Raw genomic sequence first — 16,792 nt, 5'->3', positions numbered from 1 at the left:
GCCGCAAGGCCCGTCGAGACGAAGTCAGTGAATCAGCATGCCGCCGTTCACATCCAGAGTGATGCCGGTCAGGTAGGACGACAGGTCGCTGGCCAGGAATAACGCGGCGTTGGCCACGTCCTGAGCGGCACCGAGCCGACCCAGCGGAATGCCGTCGATGATCGCGTGGCGGCGCTCGTCCTGCATCAGGCCGCCGGTGATATCGGTGTGGATCAGGCCAGGCGCGATGGAATTGACCCGCACCTGATCCGGCCCCAGTTCGCGGGCCATGGCCTTGGCCAGACCCAGTACGCCAGCCTTGGCCGCGCTGTAGTGCGGGCCGCCGAAGATGCCGCCGCCGCGCTGGGCCGACACCGAGGACATGCAGACGATGCTGCCGCCACCCTGTTGGCGCATGGTGGGGATCACCGCCTGGGACATCAGCAGGGTGCCGCGCAGGCTGACGTCCAGCACCTTGTCGTAGTCCGGGCCGCGAATGTCCAGGGTCTTGAGCGGTTGGGTGATGCCGGCGTTATTGACCAACACGTCGATTCTGCCGAAGTGCTGGATGACGGCAGCGACGGCGGCCTGGACCTGATCCTGGTCGGCGACGTTGGCGGCCAGGCCCAGATGGCCTTCACCCAGCGAAGCGGCGGCGTCGCGGGCGGCGGCTTCATCCAGGTCGAGAATCACTACCCGTGCGCCGTGTCGGGCGAAGGTGGCGGCGGTGGCGCGTCCAATGCCGCGGGCCGAGGCGGCACCGGTGATGATCGCGACTTTATCGTTGAGCAGCAGAGCAGCGGGCTGAGACATGAGGGCGTACCTGTGAGCTGATTGTTTTTATGGGGCGATCCGCTGACGAATCGATGGCTTGAGCTTGTTCTCGCACCCGGCCCCGAGCAATGCCGCAACGCTCACTTGATGCTGAAAAAAATTCAGCACTCGTCAGCGTCCCGTGCCGATGCTTGAATAGGGACATCGCGCGCCCTATCGATCAATCAGCGGAATAACAACAATCATGCGAATGCCTGCCGATCCGCCTGCGGTACTTCCACCCCTGAAAGCCATTCAGGCCTTCGAGCAGACCGCGCGCTTCGGCAACGTGGCGCGAGCAGCCGAGGTGCTCGACCTGACGCCCTCGGCTGTCAGCCACCAGCTGGCTAAGCTCGAAGCCATGATCGGCAGGCAGTTGTTCCTGAGGACGGCAAGGGGCGTCAGCCTGACGCCGGTGGGCGAGCAGTACCTGACCGAGGTGTCGGGCATCCTGCACAGCCTGGCGATCGCCACCGAACGGGCCAGCAGCGACGTTGGCCTCGACTGCCTGCGCCTGCACTCGTCGCCCAGTTTCGGGCTGTTGTGGCTGATGCCGCGCCTGGAGCAGTTTCGTCTCAACCACCCGGACATCCAGCTCAACCTGTCGTGCTCTTACGAGTCCCTGCATTTCAGCCGGGACAAGATCGATGTGGATATCCGCCACGGTTTGCCCAACTGGCCAAGTTTCGAGGTGCGCACCATCCGCGACGAGCGGGTGGCGGTCATGGCATCGCCCCGATTACTGGCCAGGCGGCCCATTGCCGGCGCGGCGGATCTGCTGGACCAGAACCTGATCCTTTCGGAAGCGACGCTGATCAAATGGCCGCAACTGTTCGCCCAGCACGGCCTTTCGCGCCCGGACAAGCCGTACTCGCTGAGCTTCGACCGTTCCTACATGACTCTGGAGGCTGCCAGCCATGGCTTGGGATTCGCCCTGGAAAGCACGCTGCTGGCCCGGGATTACCTGGCCCGCGGGGATCTGGTGGAGATCACCCCGGCGCTGAGCGCACCGATCACCGCCCACCATCTGGTGTTTCCCCGTGCCCACTCCAACTTCCCGCGGGTCCGGCGCTTTCTGGAATGGATGCAGGCCGAACTGGGCCACGAATTCAGCTACTGATCGGTACAGACTGACTGGTCAGAAACCCGGCCCAGGCGGAGATCAGCAATAACAGCGCCATCGCCCGGTTGAACCCCTGCATCCGCGCCGGCGACCCCAGCCAGCGCGACGAGCCGGCGCCCAACAGCGCCCAGCAGCCCATGCACGGCAGCGATACCAGCATAAAGACCAAGGCCAGGTGCGCGATGGCCGCCTGACTGAACACGCTGACCACTGCCAGCGCCATCATCCAGGTCTTGGGATTGACCACCTGCAGCCCGGCGGCGGCCGCGAAGCCCAGACGCCCGCGTGCGTGCTGAGCGTCGGGCAGCTCCGGCGCGGTCGAACTGTGCCAGATTTTCCAGGCCAGCCAACTCAGCCAGCTCACTCCGGCCACCGCCATGACGATCTGCGCACCGGGAATCTGCAACAGAGAGCGGCCGATCCCGGTGCCTACCAGCCACACCAGCCCGGCAGCGCCCAGGCAACCGCCGAACATGGCCGGAAGGGTGGCGACCAGCCCATAGCGGGCGCTGTTGCTCAGCACCAGTATGTTGGTGGGGCCAGGGGTGATGGAAGCGACGAAGGCGAACAACAGGAAGGAAAGCATGACAAGGCTCCAGAAAGTGAAGCCGTCATGGTGCCGCGCCGGGACGGGTCAGTCTGGAAGGCCCGTGCAGCGTTTGCGGTAGGCCGCTGGCGTCAGGCCGTAGACCCGCAGGAACCAGCGTCCCAGATGGCTCTGATCGGCAAAACCCACTTCAATGGCCGCATCCGCCGGCCATACGCCCTGGGCCAGCAGACGCCGGGCGCGGGACAGACGCAACTGGACCAGATAGGCATGGGGCGGCAGGCCGAACGCGGCCCTGAACGCGCGGGTCAGGCGAAAACGGTCCACGCCTGTGGCGAGCGCAAGCTCGTCCATGCCCACATCCCGCCGGAAGTTTGCATGCAGGTAATCCCGCGCCCGTAGGGCGACCTGGGGCAGGCGCGGGTCGGGATTCTGCCGTGCTCGCCAGTCCAGGTGGCCGGTCAGGCGTTCGAGCAGGCCGTCGAGCGCGCCCTGGCGGACCATCAGCGGTTCCCGACCGTGCAGGGCGCCGAAGGCGAACCAGATGGCATTTACCATGCGTGGGTCAGTGATCAGATTTGCTGCGAACCCTGGCTGATGGTCAGCAGGCGCGTCTTCAAACACCGCACCCAGCTCTTTGGCGATCCATTCCGGGTGCATGTACAGCATGCGATAGGTGAAGCCATCTTCGGTGGGGGCTTCGCCGTCATGAATTTCGCCCGGTTCCAGCAGAAAGACGTGGCCCGCCGTGCTGGCGTGGCGCCGGCGGCGGCAGTTGAACTGCTGCACGCCCTGTTCGGTGACGCCCACCAGATAGCTGTCATGCCAGTGGGGGTCATAGGCATGGCCTTTGAAGTGGGCGCGCAGGGTCTCGATACCGGTGTCCCGGTCCTGGGCGATATCGATCCAGTTGTCTTGCGTCATGGCGGCCTGAGTAGTTCGAGGAACGAGAGCGCTTTATCTTGCCATCCGCGTGCAGATGCTAGAACGTTTGTGCAGCTGATACAGACGCGCTCCTACAATCGAATGCTGCAGGGAACTTGTCAAATTGCCCCATGGCCCAAGCAACACTTCGTTCACTGGAAAAGGCCCCTACATGAAGCTGCCCGCCACATTGCTTGTCTGCTTGTTGTCGTCCCACGCCTGGGCCGCGGATGCCGTGCGCACCGTTGCGCCCTGGACGCTGCTCGATCAGTTCGAGCAGGCCTATACCTTCGACGGCAAGACGCGGGTGCTACTGATCGCCCGAAGCATGTCCAGTGCCAGAATGGTCAACGCAGCGCTGGAGGATCAGCCGCAGGGCTATCTCGAAGCGAGGAAGGTGGTCTACATCGCCGACATCGAAAAAATGCCCGGTCTCGCCAAGATGGTCATGGTCCCGGCCATGCGTTCGGCCAAGTACCGGATCATGCTCGATCAGTCAGGCAGTGTGGCGCCTCGCTACGGCGACGACCGGGACAGCGTTCAGTGGCTGGACCTGGAGAACGGCACCATTACCCGCGAACACCGTTACACCGATGCGCCGACCTTGCAGAAGGCGCTGCAGACCCTGGCGCGCTAGCCGGAATCAGCCAAGCGTCGCGGCCTTGGCGAAGATCGAGGCCACGAAGCCGTTGATGCACTGTTCGCCGTCGAACGCCTCGCGCAGGTATCGGTCGGCCGAATTGAGGTGCGCGTACAGCCGCTCGCGAACCTTGTCCTTGCCATACAGGGCGACCAGCGTGGATTTGCCGTCGTCCTTGCCCTGATCCTTGGCGGTGTCGACGCAATGGTCCTGCAGATCGTCATACAGCTGGAACGCCTGGCCCAGCTCGATGGCAAAGCTTTGCAGGGCAGGGCGCACCGCTGGCGAGGCGTCGCTGACCAGCCAGGCCATGTCCATCACCGCGCCGAACAACACGCCGGTCTTGAGTTCGTTGGTCAGGGCGATTTCCTCGGCCGAGCGCGAGTGGGTGCCGTCACGCAGATCCTGCAATTGCCCGCGCACCAGGCCTTTCATGCCCACGGTGTTGGCGAGGATCTCCACCAATTGGGTGCGGATCTCGGGGCGCAGATCCTGAATCGACGCCACCAGACCGAACGCCCGGCTGAGCAGGGCCACGGCGGTCAGGATCGCGACGTCTTCGCCAAAGCGCACGTGCACGGTCTCGCGCCCACGCCGCAACCGGGCGTTGTCCATGCACGGCATGTCGTCCAGGACCAGCGACGCGGCATGCACCATTTCCACCGCACACCCTAGCTCCAGCGCCTGTTCTCCGGTGTGGCCCAGACCCTCGGCAGCCAGCACCAGCAGTATCGGTCGTACCCGCTTGCCGGGCGCCAGCGTACTGTCACGCATGGCCAGCGCCACCAGGTCACGTTCGTTGCCGGCTTCGGGCAGCAAGGTGGCCAGGCGCAGATCTATCGCTTCACGCACGCTCGCCAGCCGGCCCGCGAAATCCATCTCTATTGTTGCGGCCGAAATCGATGTCATCGTTCACACTACCTCTGTACTGACGCTGTTGGACGCGTCCTTTTATTTCCCGACCCCGTGCTCGAAGCGTCGGGCAAAACGGAACGACTGTTGTTCTTTACTGCCTGATGAAACGGCTTGGCATGTACATAACTTATGCAGCTTGGCGCATGATGTACAACGTTAAACTGATAAAAAGACCCTCTACAGCCTGAAATGATTCCTGACAACGGAGCAGTCATGACCGAAAGCGACCTCAGTCGGCGCAAGGACGATCATCTGGACATCGTGCTCGATCCCACGCGTGCCGCGACCTGCGTGGCGTCCGGCTTCGGCGACGTACGCTTCGAGCATTGTGCGCTGCCGGAACTGCATCTGGATGATATCGATCTGGGCAGTTCGTTGTTGGGCGTCCCTCTGCAAGCGCCGTTCCTGATCAGTTCGATGACCGGCGGCGCCAAACGTGCTGTCGCCATCAACCGGCACCTGGCTGAAGCGGCGCAAGCGCTGGGCATCGCCATGGGCGTCGGTTCGCAGCGGGTCAGTCTGCAGGCAGACAACCACCAGGGCCTGACCCGCGAGTTGCGCCGGCTCGCTCCGGATATCGCGCTGCTCGGCAATATCGGGGCCGCGCAGCTGCTGGGCACCGACGGTCTGGATCTGGCGCGCCGTGCTGTGGATAGCCTAGAGGCAAATGCACTGATTGTGCATATCAATCCGTTGCAGGAAGCGGTGCAGGGCGGCGGTGATCGCGACTGGCGCGGGATTATCGATGCCATCGAACGGGTCACGGCGGGCCTTGGCGTGCCGGTGATCGCCAAGGAAGTGGGCGCCGGACTGTCGGCGCCGGTTGCCCGGGCGTTGGTCGAGGCGGGGGTGCAGGTCATTGATGTGGCAGGCGCCGGCGGCACCAGTTGGGCGGCGGTGGAGGGCGAGCGTTCGCGTCTTCCCGCAGATCGTTCGGTGGCCATGGCTTTTGCCGACTGGGGCATTCCTACGGCGAACAGCCTGATCGAGGTGCGCGCTGCGCTGCCGGAGGTGAAGCTGATCGCTTCCGGCGGCATCCGCACGGGTGTGGATGCCGCCAAGGCCATCCGCCTGGGCGCCGATCTGGTAGGGCAGGCGGCCGGCGTGCTGGACAGCGCGACCCTGTCCACGGAGGCGGTGGTGGAGCATTTTTCGATCATGATTCGGCAGCTGCGCATCGCCTGTTTCTGTACCGGTTCCGCAGACTTGGCGGCACTGCGACGGGCGCGGTTATTGACCTGGCCAGACGGGTATCGGCCATGAGCCATTTCGGTGTGATCGCGCCGCCGTTCTACAGCCACTTTCAGGCCATGCAGGCGTTGGCGCAGGTGTTGATCGAGCGCGGCCACCGCGTGACTTTCTTTCATCAGAGCGATGCCCGGCACTGGCTGACCGATACGCGGATCGGGTTCCATGCCCTGGGCCTGGACAGCCATCCGCCGGGTAGCCTGCAACGGGCCTTGCATCAGGCCGCCAATCCGTCCGGGCCGCTGGGGCTGGTGGCGATCATCCGGCAACTGAGCGCCACCACTGCCATGCTCTGCGCGCAGCTTCCGGCGGCGCTGGCCGAGCAGCGGGTGGATGCGCTGCTCTGTGACCAGATGGAAGCCGCCGGCGGGCTGGTGGCCGAAGGTGTCGGCCTGCCGTTCGTATCGGTGGCCTGTGCCTTGCCGGTCAACCGCGAAGCAGGCGTACCGCTGGCGGTCATGCCCTTTGCCTTCGGCACTGACGAATACAGCCAACGCATGTATCAGGGCAGCACCCAGGTGTACGACTGGCTGATGAAACCGTTGCGACGGGTGCTGCATCAGGCGGCCCGGCAACTGGGCGTGCCGCCGCGCGACGGTTTGCAGGATTGCCTGTCGCCGCTGGCGCAAATCAGCCAGACCTTGAGTGAGTTCGACTTTCCACGGCAACGGCTGCCGGAGCATTTTCACGCGGTCGGCCCATTGCGAATGCCGGGCAAGGTCGAGCAGGGCCTGTGGCCCATCGACCCGCAGCGCCCGTTCGTCTTTGCCAGCCTGGGCACCTTGCAAGGCTCGCGATTCAGCATGTTCAAACAGATAGCCGGCGCCTGTCGGCAGATCGATGCCCAGTTGCTGGTGGCGCATTGCGGCGGGCTGGGCAGTATTCAGGAACGCATGCTGGTGCAGAACGGTGCCACCTGGGTCACCGATTTCGCGCCGCAGCAGTGGGCATTACAACAGGCCGACGCGGTGGTCAGCCACGGCGGACTGAATACGGTCATGGATGCGATTGCCGCGCGCACGCCCATGCTGATCATGCCCATCGCCTTCGACCAGCCTGGCGTGGCAGCCCGGGTCAGCCACAGTGGCATCGGGCTGCAACTGAGCCGCCGAGCCCGTGCGCCACGGATCGCCGCACATGTGCAGCGGCTGCTCGCTCATCCCACGGCACCGCTCGACGCGCTGGCGCAGAGCCTGGCCCGGGCGGGCGGCGCACCGAGGGCCGCCGATATCGTCGAGGCGGCGATTGCCGACCGCCGTCCGGTGCTTCGCAGTGGCGTGCATGCCGGGGTTTATCCATGAATTACGATCTGATCCTCGCCGGCGGTGGCCTGGCCAACGGCCTGATTGCCTGGCGTCTGCAGCAATCGCGCCCCGATCTGCGTGTGCTGTGCATCGACGAACAGGACAGTCTGGGCGGCAACCATACCTGGTCATTCCATGACGGCGACCTCAGCGCTGCCCAGCGGCAGTGGCTCGCCCCTTTGATCGCTCAGCAGTGGAGCGGCTACGACGTGCATTTCCCCGGCCTGTCACGGCACCTGTCCAGCGGTTACGCCACGGTGACGTCGGAGCGCTTCGCGGAGGTGATCGGCCCGGCACTGGGCGAGAACCTGTGGCTGGGGCAGCGCATCGCCCAGATCGAGCCGACTCAGGTGGTGTTGGAGAACGGCCGGACCCTGCGCGCCGGCGCGGTCATCGATGGGCGCGGCGTGCAGCCCAGCGCCCACCTGGTGCTCGGTCAACAGGCGTTTCTCGGCCAACTGGTGCGACTGGAACGGCCCCATGGCCTGGTGGACCCGATCATCATGGACGCGCGGGTGGCTCAAGGGCAGGGCTATCGCTTTGTCTACGTGCTGCCGTTTTCGGCCGATACCCTGCTGATCGAAGACACCCATTACGTCGAGCAACAGACCGCCAGCGCCGAGCAGTTGCGCGGGCATATCGCCGAATACGCCGCCGCGAAAGGCTGGGTGATCGGTGAGTGTCTGCGTGAAGAACAAGGGATCTTGCCCATCACGCTGGCCGGTGATTTTGCCGCGTTCTGGGACCAGAGCGCCGAGCAACCCAAATCCGGCCTGCGCGCCGGACTGTTCCACTGCACCACCGGGTACTCGTTGCCCCACGCGGTGCGCCTGGCCGACTGGCTGGCCGAGCGCCTGGCCCTCGACCTGGAAGCCGCGCGTCTGGCACCTGCGCTGCGCGAGTACGCCCGGCTGGAATGGCAACGGCAGGGTTTTTACCGTCTGCTCAATCGCATGCTGTTCCTGGCTGGGCGGCCGCAAGACCGCTGGCAGGTCATGCAGCGGTTCTACCACCTGCCGGCAGGTCTGATCGAGCGCTTCTACGCCGGTCGCAGCCATTGGCGTGACCGCCTCCGCATATTGGCGGGCAAACCTCCGGTTCCGGTCGGCGAGGCCATGTGCGCCGCCGTCCGTTCTTCCCCCCGGCATTTCGAGAATCTTGTATGACTTCACCGAAAACAGCAGTTGTGATTGGCGCAGGCTTTGGTGGCCTGGCGCTGGCGATCCGGCTGCAGGCCAGCGGCATCCAGACCACCTTGCTGGAAAAGCGCGACAAGCCGGGCGGCCGCGCCTATGTGTATCAGGATCAGGGCTTCACCTTCGACGCCGGCCCGACCGTGATCACCGACCCCAGCGCCATCGAAGAACTGTTCGCGCTGGCCGGCAAGCCCATGGCCGACTATGTCGAACTGCTGCCGGTGGCACCGTTCTACCGCCTGGCGTGGGAGGACGGCACCCGGTTCGATTACGCCAACGATCAGGCCGAACTGGACCGCCAGATTCATGCGCTGAACCCCAAGGATGTGCTGGGCTATCAGAAATTTCTCGCCTATTCCCAGGCAGTGTTTCGCGAAGGCTACCTGAAACTGGGTGCAGTGCCGTTCCTGTCGTTTCGCGACATGGTTCGTGCAGGCCCGCAACTGGCGCGTTTGCAGGCATGGCGCAACGTGTATTCGATGGTGTCGAGCTTTATCGAGCACGACAAACTGCGCCAGGCGTTCTCTTTCCATTCGCTGCTGGTGGGCGGCAATCCATTCGCCACGTCGTCCATCTACACCTTGATCCACGCGCTGGAGCGGCAATGGGGGGTATGGTTTCCCAAAGGCGGCACCGGCGCGCTGGTGCAGGGCATGGTCAGGCTGTTCCAGGACCTGGGCGGCCGGCTGGAGCTGAACGCCGAAGTCGCCAATATCGAAGTGGTCGCCGACCGGGCCACGGCGGTAATGCTGCGCGACGGCCGGCGCTGGACAGTGGACAGCGTGGCGTCCAACGCCGACGTGGTGCACACCTACGGCGACCTGCTGGGCGGCCATGCTCGCGGCCAGCATGAAAGCACGCGCCTCAAGGGCAAGCGCTTCAGCAACTCGCTGTTCGTCATTCACTTCGGCCTCAAGCGTCCGCAACCGCAGCTGCAACACCACACGGTGTGCTTCGGTAACCGTTATCGCGAGCTGATCCAGGAAATCTTCAAGGGCCAGACCCTGGCTGAGGATTTTTCCCTGTACCTGCACGCGCCCTGCGTCACCGACCCCAGCCTGGCGCCGCCTGGCTGCTCCAGCCACTACGTGCTGTCGCCGGTGCCGCACCTGGGTAACGCGGATATCGACTGGGCGGTCGAAGGCCCGCGTTACCGGGACAAGATCTTCGATTATCTGGAAGAACACTATATGCCGGGGCTGCGTGAAGATCTGGTCACCTGCCGGATCTTCACGCCCCATGATTTCCGTGACGAACTGAACGCATACCTGGGTTCGGCGTTTTCCCTGGAACCGGTCTTGCAACAGAGCGCCTGGTTCCGCCCGCACAACCGGGATGCGCAGTTGAACAATGTCTATCTGGTGGGCGCGGGCACCCATCCGGGCGCAGGCGTTCCGGGAGTGATTGGTTCGGCCAAGGCCACCGCAGGCTTGATGCTGGAGGACATGCAGTCGTGACGGTTGAGAATCAAGACCAAGCGTTGATGGATCATGCAGTGAACAGCATCACTGTGGGTTCGAAAAGCTTCGCCGCCGCCTCACGGCTGTTCGACCCCGAGACACGTCGTAGTGCGGTGATGCTCTATGCATGGTGTCGCCATTGCGATGACGTGATCGACGGCCAGGAAGGCGGACGCGATGCGGCGCCGGTCAGCCCTGCAGAAGTGCGCGTTCGCCTGGCCGGGCTGATTGACCAGACCCACGCCGTATACGCCGGTCAACCGGCCACCACGCCCGCGTTCGCCGCCTTTCAGGATGTGGTGCGCCGCCATGACCTGCGCCAGGTCTACGCGCTGGATCACCTGGCCGGATTCGCCATGGATGTGGAGGATCGCCAGTACCTGCGACTCGAGGACCTGTTCGAATACTGCTATCACGTGGCAGGCGTGGTCGGCCTGATGATGGCTCAAGTCATGGGCGTGCAGGACGAGCAGACGCTGGATCGCGCCTGTGACCTGGGCATGGCGTTCCAGTTGACGAATATTGCCAGGGACATCGTCGAAGACGCCGCGATCGGGCGCTGTTATCTGCCGCAGGAGTGGCTTACTGAACTGGACATCGCTCGTGAACGCATGACCGAACCTGCGTTCCGGCCGGCGCTGGCAGTGCTGGCCAGCCGTCTGGTGCAGCTGGCCGAACCGTTCTACCAAAGCGCCGAGGCGGGGATCGGCGCCTTGCCGTGGCGTTCAGGCTGGGCGGTCGCGACCGCCAGCGGTGTCTATCGGGAAATCGGAGTGAAAGTGCAAGCGGCGGGTGCTGCGGCCTGGGATGAACGAGTGTCGACGTCCAAGGCCGATAAACTGCGCCTGGTGGTCAAGGGTGCATGGCGCTCTCTGGCTTCTCGCGGTCGGCGCTGGCCGGCGAGGGACCCGGCTCTGTGGCAGCGGCCTGATCGGACTTGCGCAGCGGCCCTTCATGCATCGCCCGCAACTGCGCCTTGAGCCGGGCGGTGGACGGCGCATAGAGAAAGCCGAACGACACGCAGCGTTCCTTGCCTTCCACGGCATGATGCATCAGGTGCGCCTGATAGAGCCGCTTGAGGTAGCCGCTGCGGGGTACGTAGCGCAGCGGCCAACGGCGGTGCACCAGGCCGTCGTGGGCCAGGAAGTACAGAAAACCGTAGGCGGTCATGCCCGCGCCGATCCATTCCAGCGGGTTCATGCCTTGATTGCCCAGGGCGATCAATACGATCGCAACCCCGGCGAAGACCACGGCGTACAAGTCGTTCTTCTCGAACCAACCGGTGCGCGGCTCATGGTGGGAACGATGCCATCCCCAGCCCCAGCCGTGCATGATGTATTTGTGGGCGAACCAGGCGAAACCTTCCATCCCTGCCAGGGTGGCCAGGAACACCAGTGTATTGAGAACCATCGTATTGCCTCGAAGCCGGACCTGGCATAGGACTGTACATTGAGCCCGAACGTTCGGGGTGTGTCGAGTCCGGTTCGTGGTGGGCGGCTGGTCGGTCGTGGCATCGGGAGGTTTCGTTGTTTTTAGGAGCCACTGGGCTGCGGTCTGTTGTTCGGGGATATTCAATACCAGAGTGTTAGGTCGGAACCGCAGGACCAAACGCCCTGACAATGGATAGGTCCCCATACCGCAAGGCCGCCTTCCCCCAGCAAGTTGGCTCCTGCTTCAAGTGCGTCGGCCGCAGATTCGAGCGTGTCGGCGCCGTTGGGTTTGGGGCATATCCGTTACCGCGTTGTTGGGTCACTGGGTTCCGGCCCTTACGGCCGGCCCCCTTTTGTTTCGGCAAAAGGGGGGGAAACCATTGCTCCTGGTTCCGGCCCCGCCTGTCGGCGGGGTTCCCTCGCTCCGGCATTGCTCCGGGGGCCGTGCTGCAAAGGGCCGTCCCGGCCCGCAGCACTCACTCGGCCTCCATGCCTCGTTTCCCCCTGCGCAACGCCTCCACTCAGCCTCCACACGTCGCGTTCGGCGGTGACTGGACCATCGTGGTTTAAAAGCAAAAAGCAAAAAGCTTTTGCTTTGCTCTTCTCCACAAATCTTCCAGGCGCCGCCCATCGCGACTTGGGTGCAGGCCGAACGAAGGTGTCGCGGAACCGGGGAGCGAGGCAGGGATGCCGAGCCAGCGCTGTGGGCCGGGACGGCCCTTTCAGCGCGGCCCGGTGGAGCGGCACCGCAGTGAGGGAACCCCGCCGACAGGCGGGGCCAAACCAGGAGCAGTGGCTTTGGTTACTTTCCCCGAAAGGAAAGTAACCCGGCCGTAAGGGCCGGAACCAAACGATCAGGCACCCTGACAATGGATATGCCCCTAAACCGTAAGGTCGCCTTCGCCAGCAAGTGTGCCGGCCGCAGATCCGAGCTTGTCGGCGCCGATGGGTTTGGGGGCATATCCGTTACCGCGTTGTTGGGTCATTGGGTTCCGGCCCTGACGGCCGGCTTACTTTGGTTTCGCCCAAAGTAAGCAAAGGCATTGCTCCTGGTTCCGGCCCCGCCTGTCGGCGGGGTTCCCTCGCTCCGGCATTGCTCCGGGGGCCGTGCTGCAAAGGGCCGTCCCGGCCCGCAGCACTCACTCGGCCTCCCTGCCTCGTTTCCCCCTGCGCAACGCCTCCACTCGGCCTCCACACGTCGCGTACGGCGGTGACTGGACCATCGTGGTTTAAAAGCAAAAAGCAAAAAGCAAAAAGCTTTTGCTTTGCTCTTCTCCACAAATCTCCCAGGCGCCGCCCATCGCGACTTGGTTGCAGGCCGAACGGAGGTGTCGCGGAACCGGGGAGCGAGGCAAGGATGCCGAGCCAGCGCTGCGGGCCGGGACGGCCCTTTCAGCGCGGCCCGGTAGAGCGGCACCGCAGTGAGGGAACCCCGCCGGCAGGCGGGGCCAAACCAGGAGCAGTGGCTTTGGTTACTTTCCCCGAAAGGAAAGTGACCCGGCCGTAAGGGCCGGAACCAAACGATCAGGCAACCTGATAATGGATATGTCCCTAAACCGTAAGGCCGCCTTCGCCAGCAAGCCGGCTCCTACAAGTGTGTCGGCCGCAGGTCTGAGCGTGTCGGCGCCGCTGGGTTTGGAGGCATATCCGTTACCGCGTTGTTGGGTCATTGGGTTCCGGCCGTAAGGGCCGGACCCAAACGATCAGCCCCCCTGATAATGAATATCCGCATCAGACGATCTGCTGAGCCGACAGACCAAACGTGATTTAATACCCGGCCTTCACGCCCCCAGGCACGGTCTTGCGGGTATTTCGGACACTCTTAGCAAAGGGTCACTATGGACACCGGAGCACGACTCAAGCTGGTGCGCGAAAGCTACAAGCTGTCCCAGCGAGAACTCGCCAGACGCAGTGGTGTGACCAATGCGACCATTTCCCTGATCGAACAGAACCGCGTCAGCCCTTCGGTCAGCTCGCTCAAGAAACTGCTGGAAGGCATCCCCATGACCCTGGCGGATTTCTTTACTTTCGACCAGCCACCGGGCCGCGATCAGTATGTGTTTCGTGCCGGCGACCAGCCTGACCTTGGCCGCAACGGCGTACGCCTGCTGCTGGTGGGCGCGACCTTGCCGACACGGCAGATGCGCTTTCTGCGCGAGCAATACGCGCCCGGTGCGGATTCCGGGGAAGAGCTGATCGTGCATGGGGAAGGCGAGGAGTGCGGTCTGGTGACCCGCGGAACCATCGAGCTGACCATCGACGGTCAGGTCAATATCCTCGGGCCGGGGGACGGCTATTACTTCCCGACCACCTTGCCGCATCGTTTTCGCAATGTCGGCCAGGACGAAGCGGAAATCATCAGCGCCAATACCCCGGCCAACTTCTGACGCCGATTGGGCAACGTTTGAATCATGCTCCCGGCGACTGCTCCGGGTGCATGTCAGGCTGCCTTCGCCAGCGTGCTGGCGAAGGGGCCGTACCTGTCACCGCAATCAATCAACTTCAGAGCACACTCCACGAGACCCCGGCATATACCCCGCGACCATCGCCGGGCGTCGAGCGCGCGACATCCTGGCCGCGGTCGTCATAGCCTGGCGTGACGGTGCTGGCGTAGCGCTGGTTGGTCAGGTTGCGCAGGTCCAGCCAGGTTTGCCATTGCCGGTCTGGTGAGGCATAGCCCAAGGTAGCGCCGAACAGCGTATAGGCGTCTGCATGAAACGAGTTGGCGTAGTCCACCGCCATTTTCGACGCATGTTCCGTATTCACGCCCAGATACAGGCCGGTCGGATGGCTGTAGCGCACTTCGGCCTGGTAGTAATGCTTGGCAATCCCCGGCAGGCGGTTGCTGCCGAAGCGATCATCATCCCGGTAATGAAAATCGCTGTAGGTGTAGGCCTGGCGCAAGTCCAGCTTGCCCGCAGCGCCACCGTCCCACAGCGGGCTGTCCAGTCCCAGTTCGATCCCTTGGTGCACGGTCGGGCTGGCGTTGGACTCGGCGATGATTGCCGAGGTGGTCGCCGTCTGTGCCTGGGTTTCCACGTTGAGCAGTTCATGGCGAACCTGTGAGTAATACCAGGCCAGATCCCATTGACCGAACCATGCCTCGCCGCGCCCGCCCAGCTCCAGGGTGGTGGCGGTCTGGTTGTCGAGTTTCACGCCGCCGCGCTGCAGGCCGGTCGCCGCGCCGCTGCCTGTCGGGAAGTAGCGGTTCGAACCCCAGATCATCGACCACGCATGCGGCGGTTCAACCGAACGGCTCAGGTTGCCATAGACCTGCAACTGCGGATTGAAGTCATAACGCAGGCCCAGCCGCGAAGCGTAGTCCCAGGCGTGGGTGCTGGTCAGGTCATTGGTTTGCGGATAGCTGACTTCGGTTTCGCGACGGGTGTAGATGGCCGCGATGCCTGTGGTCAGCCACAGGTCCGGCACCAGTTCCAGATCGTTGGACAGTTGCAGCACCGAGTCCGAGCCCAGGTAGCTGTAGTCACGGGTCTTGGTGCCCACGGCATAACCTGCGGTGTTGCCGGTCGGGATTCGCACCGACTCGGACCCACCATTGTTCGGCAAGCCCTTGGTAGTGCGCAGGCCCAGCGTGGTGTTGCTCTGCAGGCCGAACAGCGTGTCGTTGCGGATGTATTTCACCGAGCCGCTGATGTCGGTGTAGGCCACCTTCAGGCGATTGGTGCCTTCGCGCAGGTCCATCGGATAGTCGTGATACACCAGCCCGGTTTCGATCCGCGAGCTGTCGTCCAGATACAACGTGGTGGTGTTGCCCAACCAGGTGCTGCCCGGTTGCAGACGTTTGGAGTCGCGGGCCACATTCAGCGCGTTGGCGCTGCGCGAGTCATGGCGGATCTGCTCGCGTGTCAGGCGGCCGGGGGTGTCGTTATCGGTTTCCCGGTAGCGGAAGTAGAAACGAGTCTCCAGATTCGGGCTGAAGCGGTAACCGACATTGGCCGCCATGCCCTTGCCGCCGCCGGCGCTCTGGTCCTGGAAACCATCGTAGTTGGAATCGGTCAGGCTCAGGTAGTAATCCAGGTCACCCAGCACCTGGCCGGAGCTGATTTCGCGTTTGGCGTAGCCATGGCTGCCGACTTCGTAGCGCAGTCGCAGGCGCGGCGCGTCATAGCCGGTGTGGGTGACGTAGTTCACCGCGCCGCCCAGGGCCAGCGAGCCGCGCTCGAAGCCGTTGGCACCGCGCAGCACTTCCACATGGTCCAGCCACAGCGCTTCCTTGAGTTCATAAGGCGTACCGCCGGGACCGGTCAGCGGCAGTCCGTCGAGGGTTTCGAACAGGCCCGAGGCGTGGGAACCCGGCGCACGGTTGAGGCCCGAGCCGCGAATGGAAATCTTCGCTCCTTCGTTGTTGGCCGCTTTCGCATAGATTCCCGGCTGATAGCGGAACACGTCTTCGTTGGTCGCCACGCGGCCCTGAGTGACGCGGCCCATGTCCACGAGGTTGCCGGCTCCCGCTACCTGATGCAGCGCGTCATGGGCCAGCTCGGTCGGCGTGGCCGAGGTGCTTTGCACATCGATAGTGGCAAGGTTAAGCGTGCCGTCGGCGGTTTGTGTCTGCGCCTGCGCAACACCTGCCGCAGTGCAGGCGAGGGCCGCGCTCAGGCCGAAGATGCACAATGGTGAGCGCTGGAAAGAAACGTTCTGCTGCAAAGGGTGATGCCTCGTGCCTTGGGCTGTCGCAGCACCGTGCGGGCTGCAGCAGCGGTCGCAAAGCCTCAAGCCATGCGGTTGCAGTGTAGGGACACGCCGGCAGCGTGCCCGAATGGACAGCTCTTCGATGCCGGACAGGCGCACCGCGTCACGTCGCCCAGAGTTGATGGTCTCAAACCGCCCGTCGCCCTCCGCGAGTTTTGGTTCAACTAACGCGCCTGCGCCGCTTCCATATGGCATTGACCGCCGAACATCAGGAGACCACTCATGAGCGATCAAACCTGCGCCTGCCCGGATTGCACCTGTGGCACCAGCGGCGATCTGGCCCTGGAACGGGACCACCAGCGTTTTTGCAGCCCCGCCTGTGCTGACCAGCACCCGCACGGCGAGCCATGCCCTGGTGACGACTGCCATTGCGAGCACGCCGGTGATGTTCAGGGGCGCCCGATTGCCAATTCGACTCTGGACGATGCACTGGAAGAGACGTTCCCGGCCAGCGACCCTATTTCGCCTTGATGCCTTCGCGTCACCCAGCCATTTCGCAT

14 protein-coding genes and 1 pseudogene are annotated in these 16,792 nt (G+C 63.9%); 9 read left to right on the top strand and 6 right to left on the bottom strand.

Annotated elements, in window-relative coordinates; all coding sequences use genetic code 11:
* Window positions 1–24: 24 nt before the first annotated feature.
* Window positions 25–774 carry an SDR family NAD(P)-dependent oxidoreductase gene (locus tag EGJ27_RS03160; RefSeq protein ID WP_125829447.1) on the bottom strand — a complete coding sequence of 250 codons (750 nt, stop codon included), beginning with the start codon at window positions 772–774 and terminating at the stop codon, window positions 25–27.
* A 223-nt stretch (window positions 775–997) separates the two neighbouring features.
* Between EGJ27_RS03160 and EGJ27_RS03155 the strand changes: the two genes are divergently transcribed.
* On the top strand, window positions 998–1,912 hold the full coding sequence (locus EGJ27_RS03155) for a LysR substrate-binding domain-containing protein (RefSeq protein WP_125829246.1): 915 nt from the start codon (window positions 998–1,000) through the stop codon (window positions 1,910–1,912).
* Here EGJ27_RS03155 and EGJ27_RS03150 read toward each other — a convergent pair.
* The gene (locus EGJ27_RS03150; protein WP_125829245.1) at window positions 1,902–2,501 is read right to left on the bottom strand and encodes a LysE family translocator; all 600 of its coding nucleotides are present in this window, start codon (window positions 2,499–2,501) and stop codon (window positions 1,902–1,904) included. The genes EGJ27_RS03155 and EGJ27_RS03150 overlap by 11 nt on opposite strands.
* A 48-nt stretch (window positions 2,502–2,549) precedes the next feature.
* Entirely contained in the window at window positions 2,550–3,386 is an 837-nt protein-coding gene (locus EGJ27_RS03145) for an AraC family transcriptional regulator (protein WP_125829244.1), read from the bottom strand.
* 172 nt (window positions 3,387–3,558) lie between these two features.
* Between EGJ27_RS03145 and EGJ27_RS03140 the strand changes: the two genes are divergently transcribed.
* Complete coding sequence (locus EGJ27_RS03140) at window positions 3,559–4,023, top strand: hypothetical protein (protein ID WP_125829243.1); 465 nt, start codon at window positions 3,559–3,561, stop codon at window positions 4,021–4,023.
* Between the two features lie 6 nt (window positions 4,024–4,029).
* On the opposite strand, the gene EGJ27_RS03135 is transcribed toward EGJ27_RS03140, so the two are convergent.
* Window positions 4,030–4,935 carry a polyprenyl synthetase family protein gene (locus tag EGJ27_RS03135; protein WP_125829242.1) on the bottom strand — a complete coding sequence of 302 codons (906 nt, stop codon included), beginning with the start codon at window positions 4,933–4,935 and terminating at the stop codon, window positions 4,030–4,032.
* Between the two features lie 219 nt (window positions 4,936–5,154).
* On the opposite strand from EGJ27_RS03135, the gene fni reads away from it, so the two are divergent.
* The 5 genes and pseudogenes from fni to EGJ27_RS03110 all read left to right on the top strand — a co-directional run.
* Window positions 5,155–6,204: a type 2 isopentenyl-diphosphate Delta-isomerase gene (fni, locus tag EGJ27_RS03130; protein ID WP_125829241.1), complete on the top strand. Its 1,050-nt coding sequence runs from the start codon at window positions 5,155–5,157 to the stop codon at window positions 6,202–6,204.
* A complete protein-coding gene (locus EGJ27_RS03125; protein ID WP_125829240.1) occupies window positions 6,201–7,490 on the top strand; it encodes a glycosyltransferase in 1,290 nt (429 codons plus the stop codon). The genes fni and EGJ27_RS03125 overlap by 4 nt, the downstream gene beginning before the upstream one ends.
* A complete protein-coding gene (gene crtY, locus EGJ27_RS03120; protein ID WP_125829239.1) occupies window positions 7,487–8,659 on the top strand; it encodes a lycopene beta-cyclase CrtY in 1,173 nt (390 codons plus the stop codon). Before EGJ27_RS03125 ends, crtY begins: the two co-directional genes overlap by 4 nt.
* Window positions 8,656–10,146 (top strand): phytoene desaturase, encoded by a 1,491-nt coding sequence (locus EGJ27_RS03115; protein WP_125829238.1) that lies wholly within the window; start codon window positions 8,656–8,658, stop codon window positions 10,144–10,146. Before crtY ends, EGJ27_RS03115 begins: the two co-directional genes overlap by 4 nt.
* Before the next feature lie 26 nt (window positions 10,147–10,172).
* Window positions 10,173–11,078: pseudogene (locus EGJ27_RS03110) on the top strand (phytoene/squalene synthase family protein); the annotation flags it as partial.
* Here EGJ27_RS03110 and EGJ27_RS03105 read toward each other — a convergent pair.
* On the bottom strand, window positions 11,002–11,559 hold the full coding sequence (locus tag EGJ27_RS03105) for a sterol desaturase family protein (RefSeq protein ID WP_125829237.1): 558 nt from the start codon (window positions 11,557–11,559) through the stop codon (window positions 11,002–11,004). The pseudogene EGJ27_RS03110 and the gene EGJ27_RS03105 overlap by 77 nt on opposite strands.
* Before the next feature lie 1,858 nt (window positions 11,560–13,417).
* Between EGJ27_RS03105 and EGJ27_RS03100 the strand changes: the two genes are divergently transcribed.
* Window positions 13,418–13,966 (top strand): cupin domain-containing protein, encoded by a 549-nt coding sequence (locus EGJ27_RS03100; RefSeq protein WP_125829236.1) that lies wholly within the window; start codon window positions 13,418–13,420, stop codon window positions 13,964–13,966.
* A gap of 115 nt (window positions 13,967–14,081) precedes the next feature.
* Here EGJ27_RS03100 and EGJ27_RS03095 read toward each other — a convergent pair whose 3' ends face one another.
* Window positions 14,082–16,199 carry a TonB-dependent receptor domain-containing protein gene (locus tag EGJ27_RS03095; protein ID WP_125829446.1) on the bottom strand — a complete coding sequence of 706 codons (2,118 nt, stop codon included), beginning with the start codon at window positions 16,197–16,199 and terminating at the stop codon, window positions 14,082–14,084.
* Between the two features lie 315 nt (window positions 16,200–16,514).
* On the opposite strand from EGJ27_RS03095, the gene EGJ27_RS03090 reads away from it, so the two are divergent.
* Window positions 16,515–16,763 carry a metallothionein gene (locus tag EGJ27_RS03090; protein WP_125829235.1) on the top strand — a complete coding sequence of 83 codons (249 nt, stop codon included), beginning with the start codon at window positions 16,515–16,517 and terminating at the stop codon, window positions 16,761–16,763.
* Window positions 16,764–16,792 lie beyond the last annotated feature (29 nt).

Source organism: Pseudomonas sp. v388 (assembly GCF_003935425.1).
Classification (GTDB): domain Bacteria; phylum Pseudomonadota; class Gammaproteobacteria; order Pseudomonadales; family Pseudomonadaceae; genus Aquipseudomonas.
The sequence above is the reverse complement of the archived record's forward strand: the minus strand, read 5'-3'. Positions and strand labels throughout refer to the sequence as shown.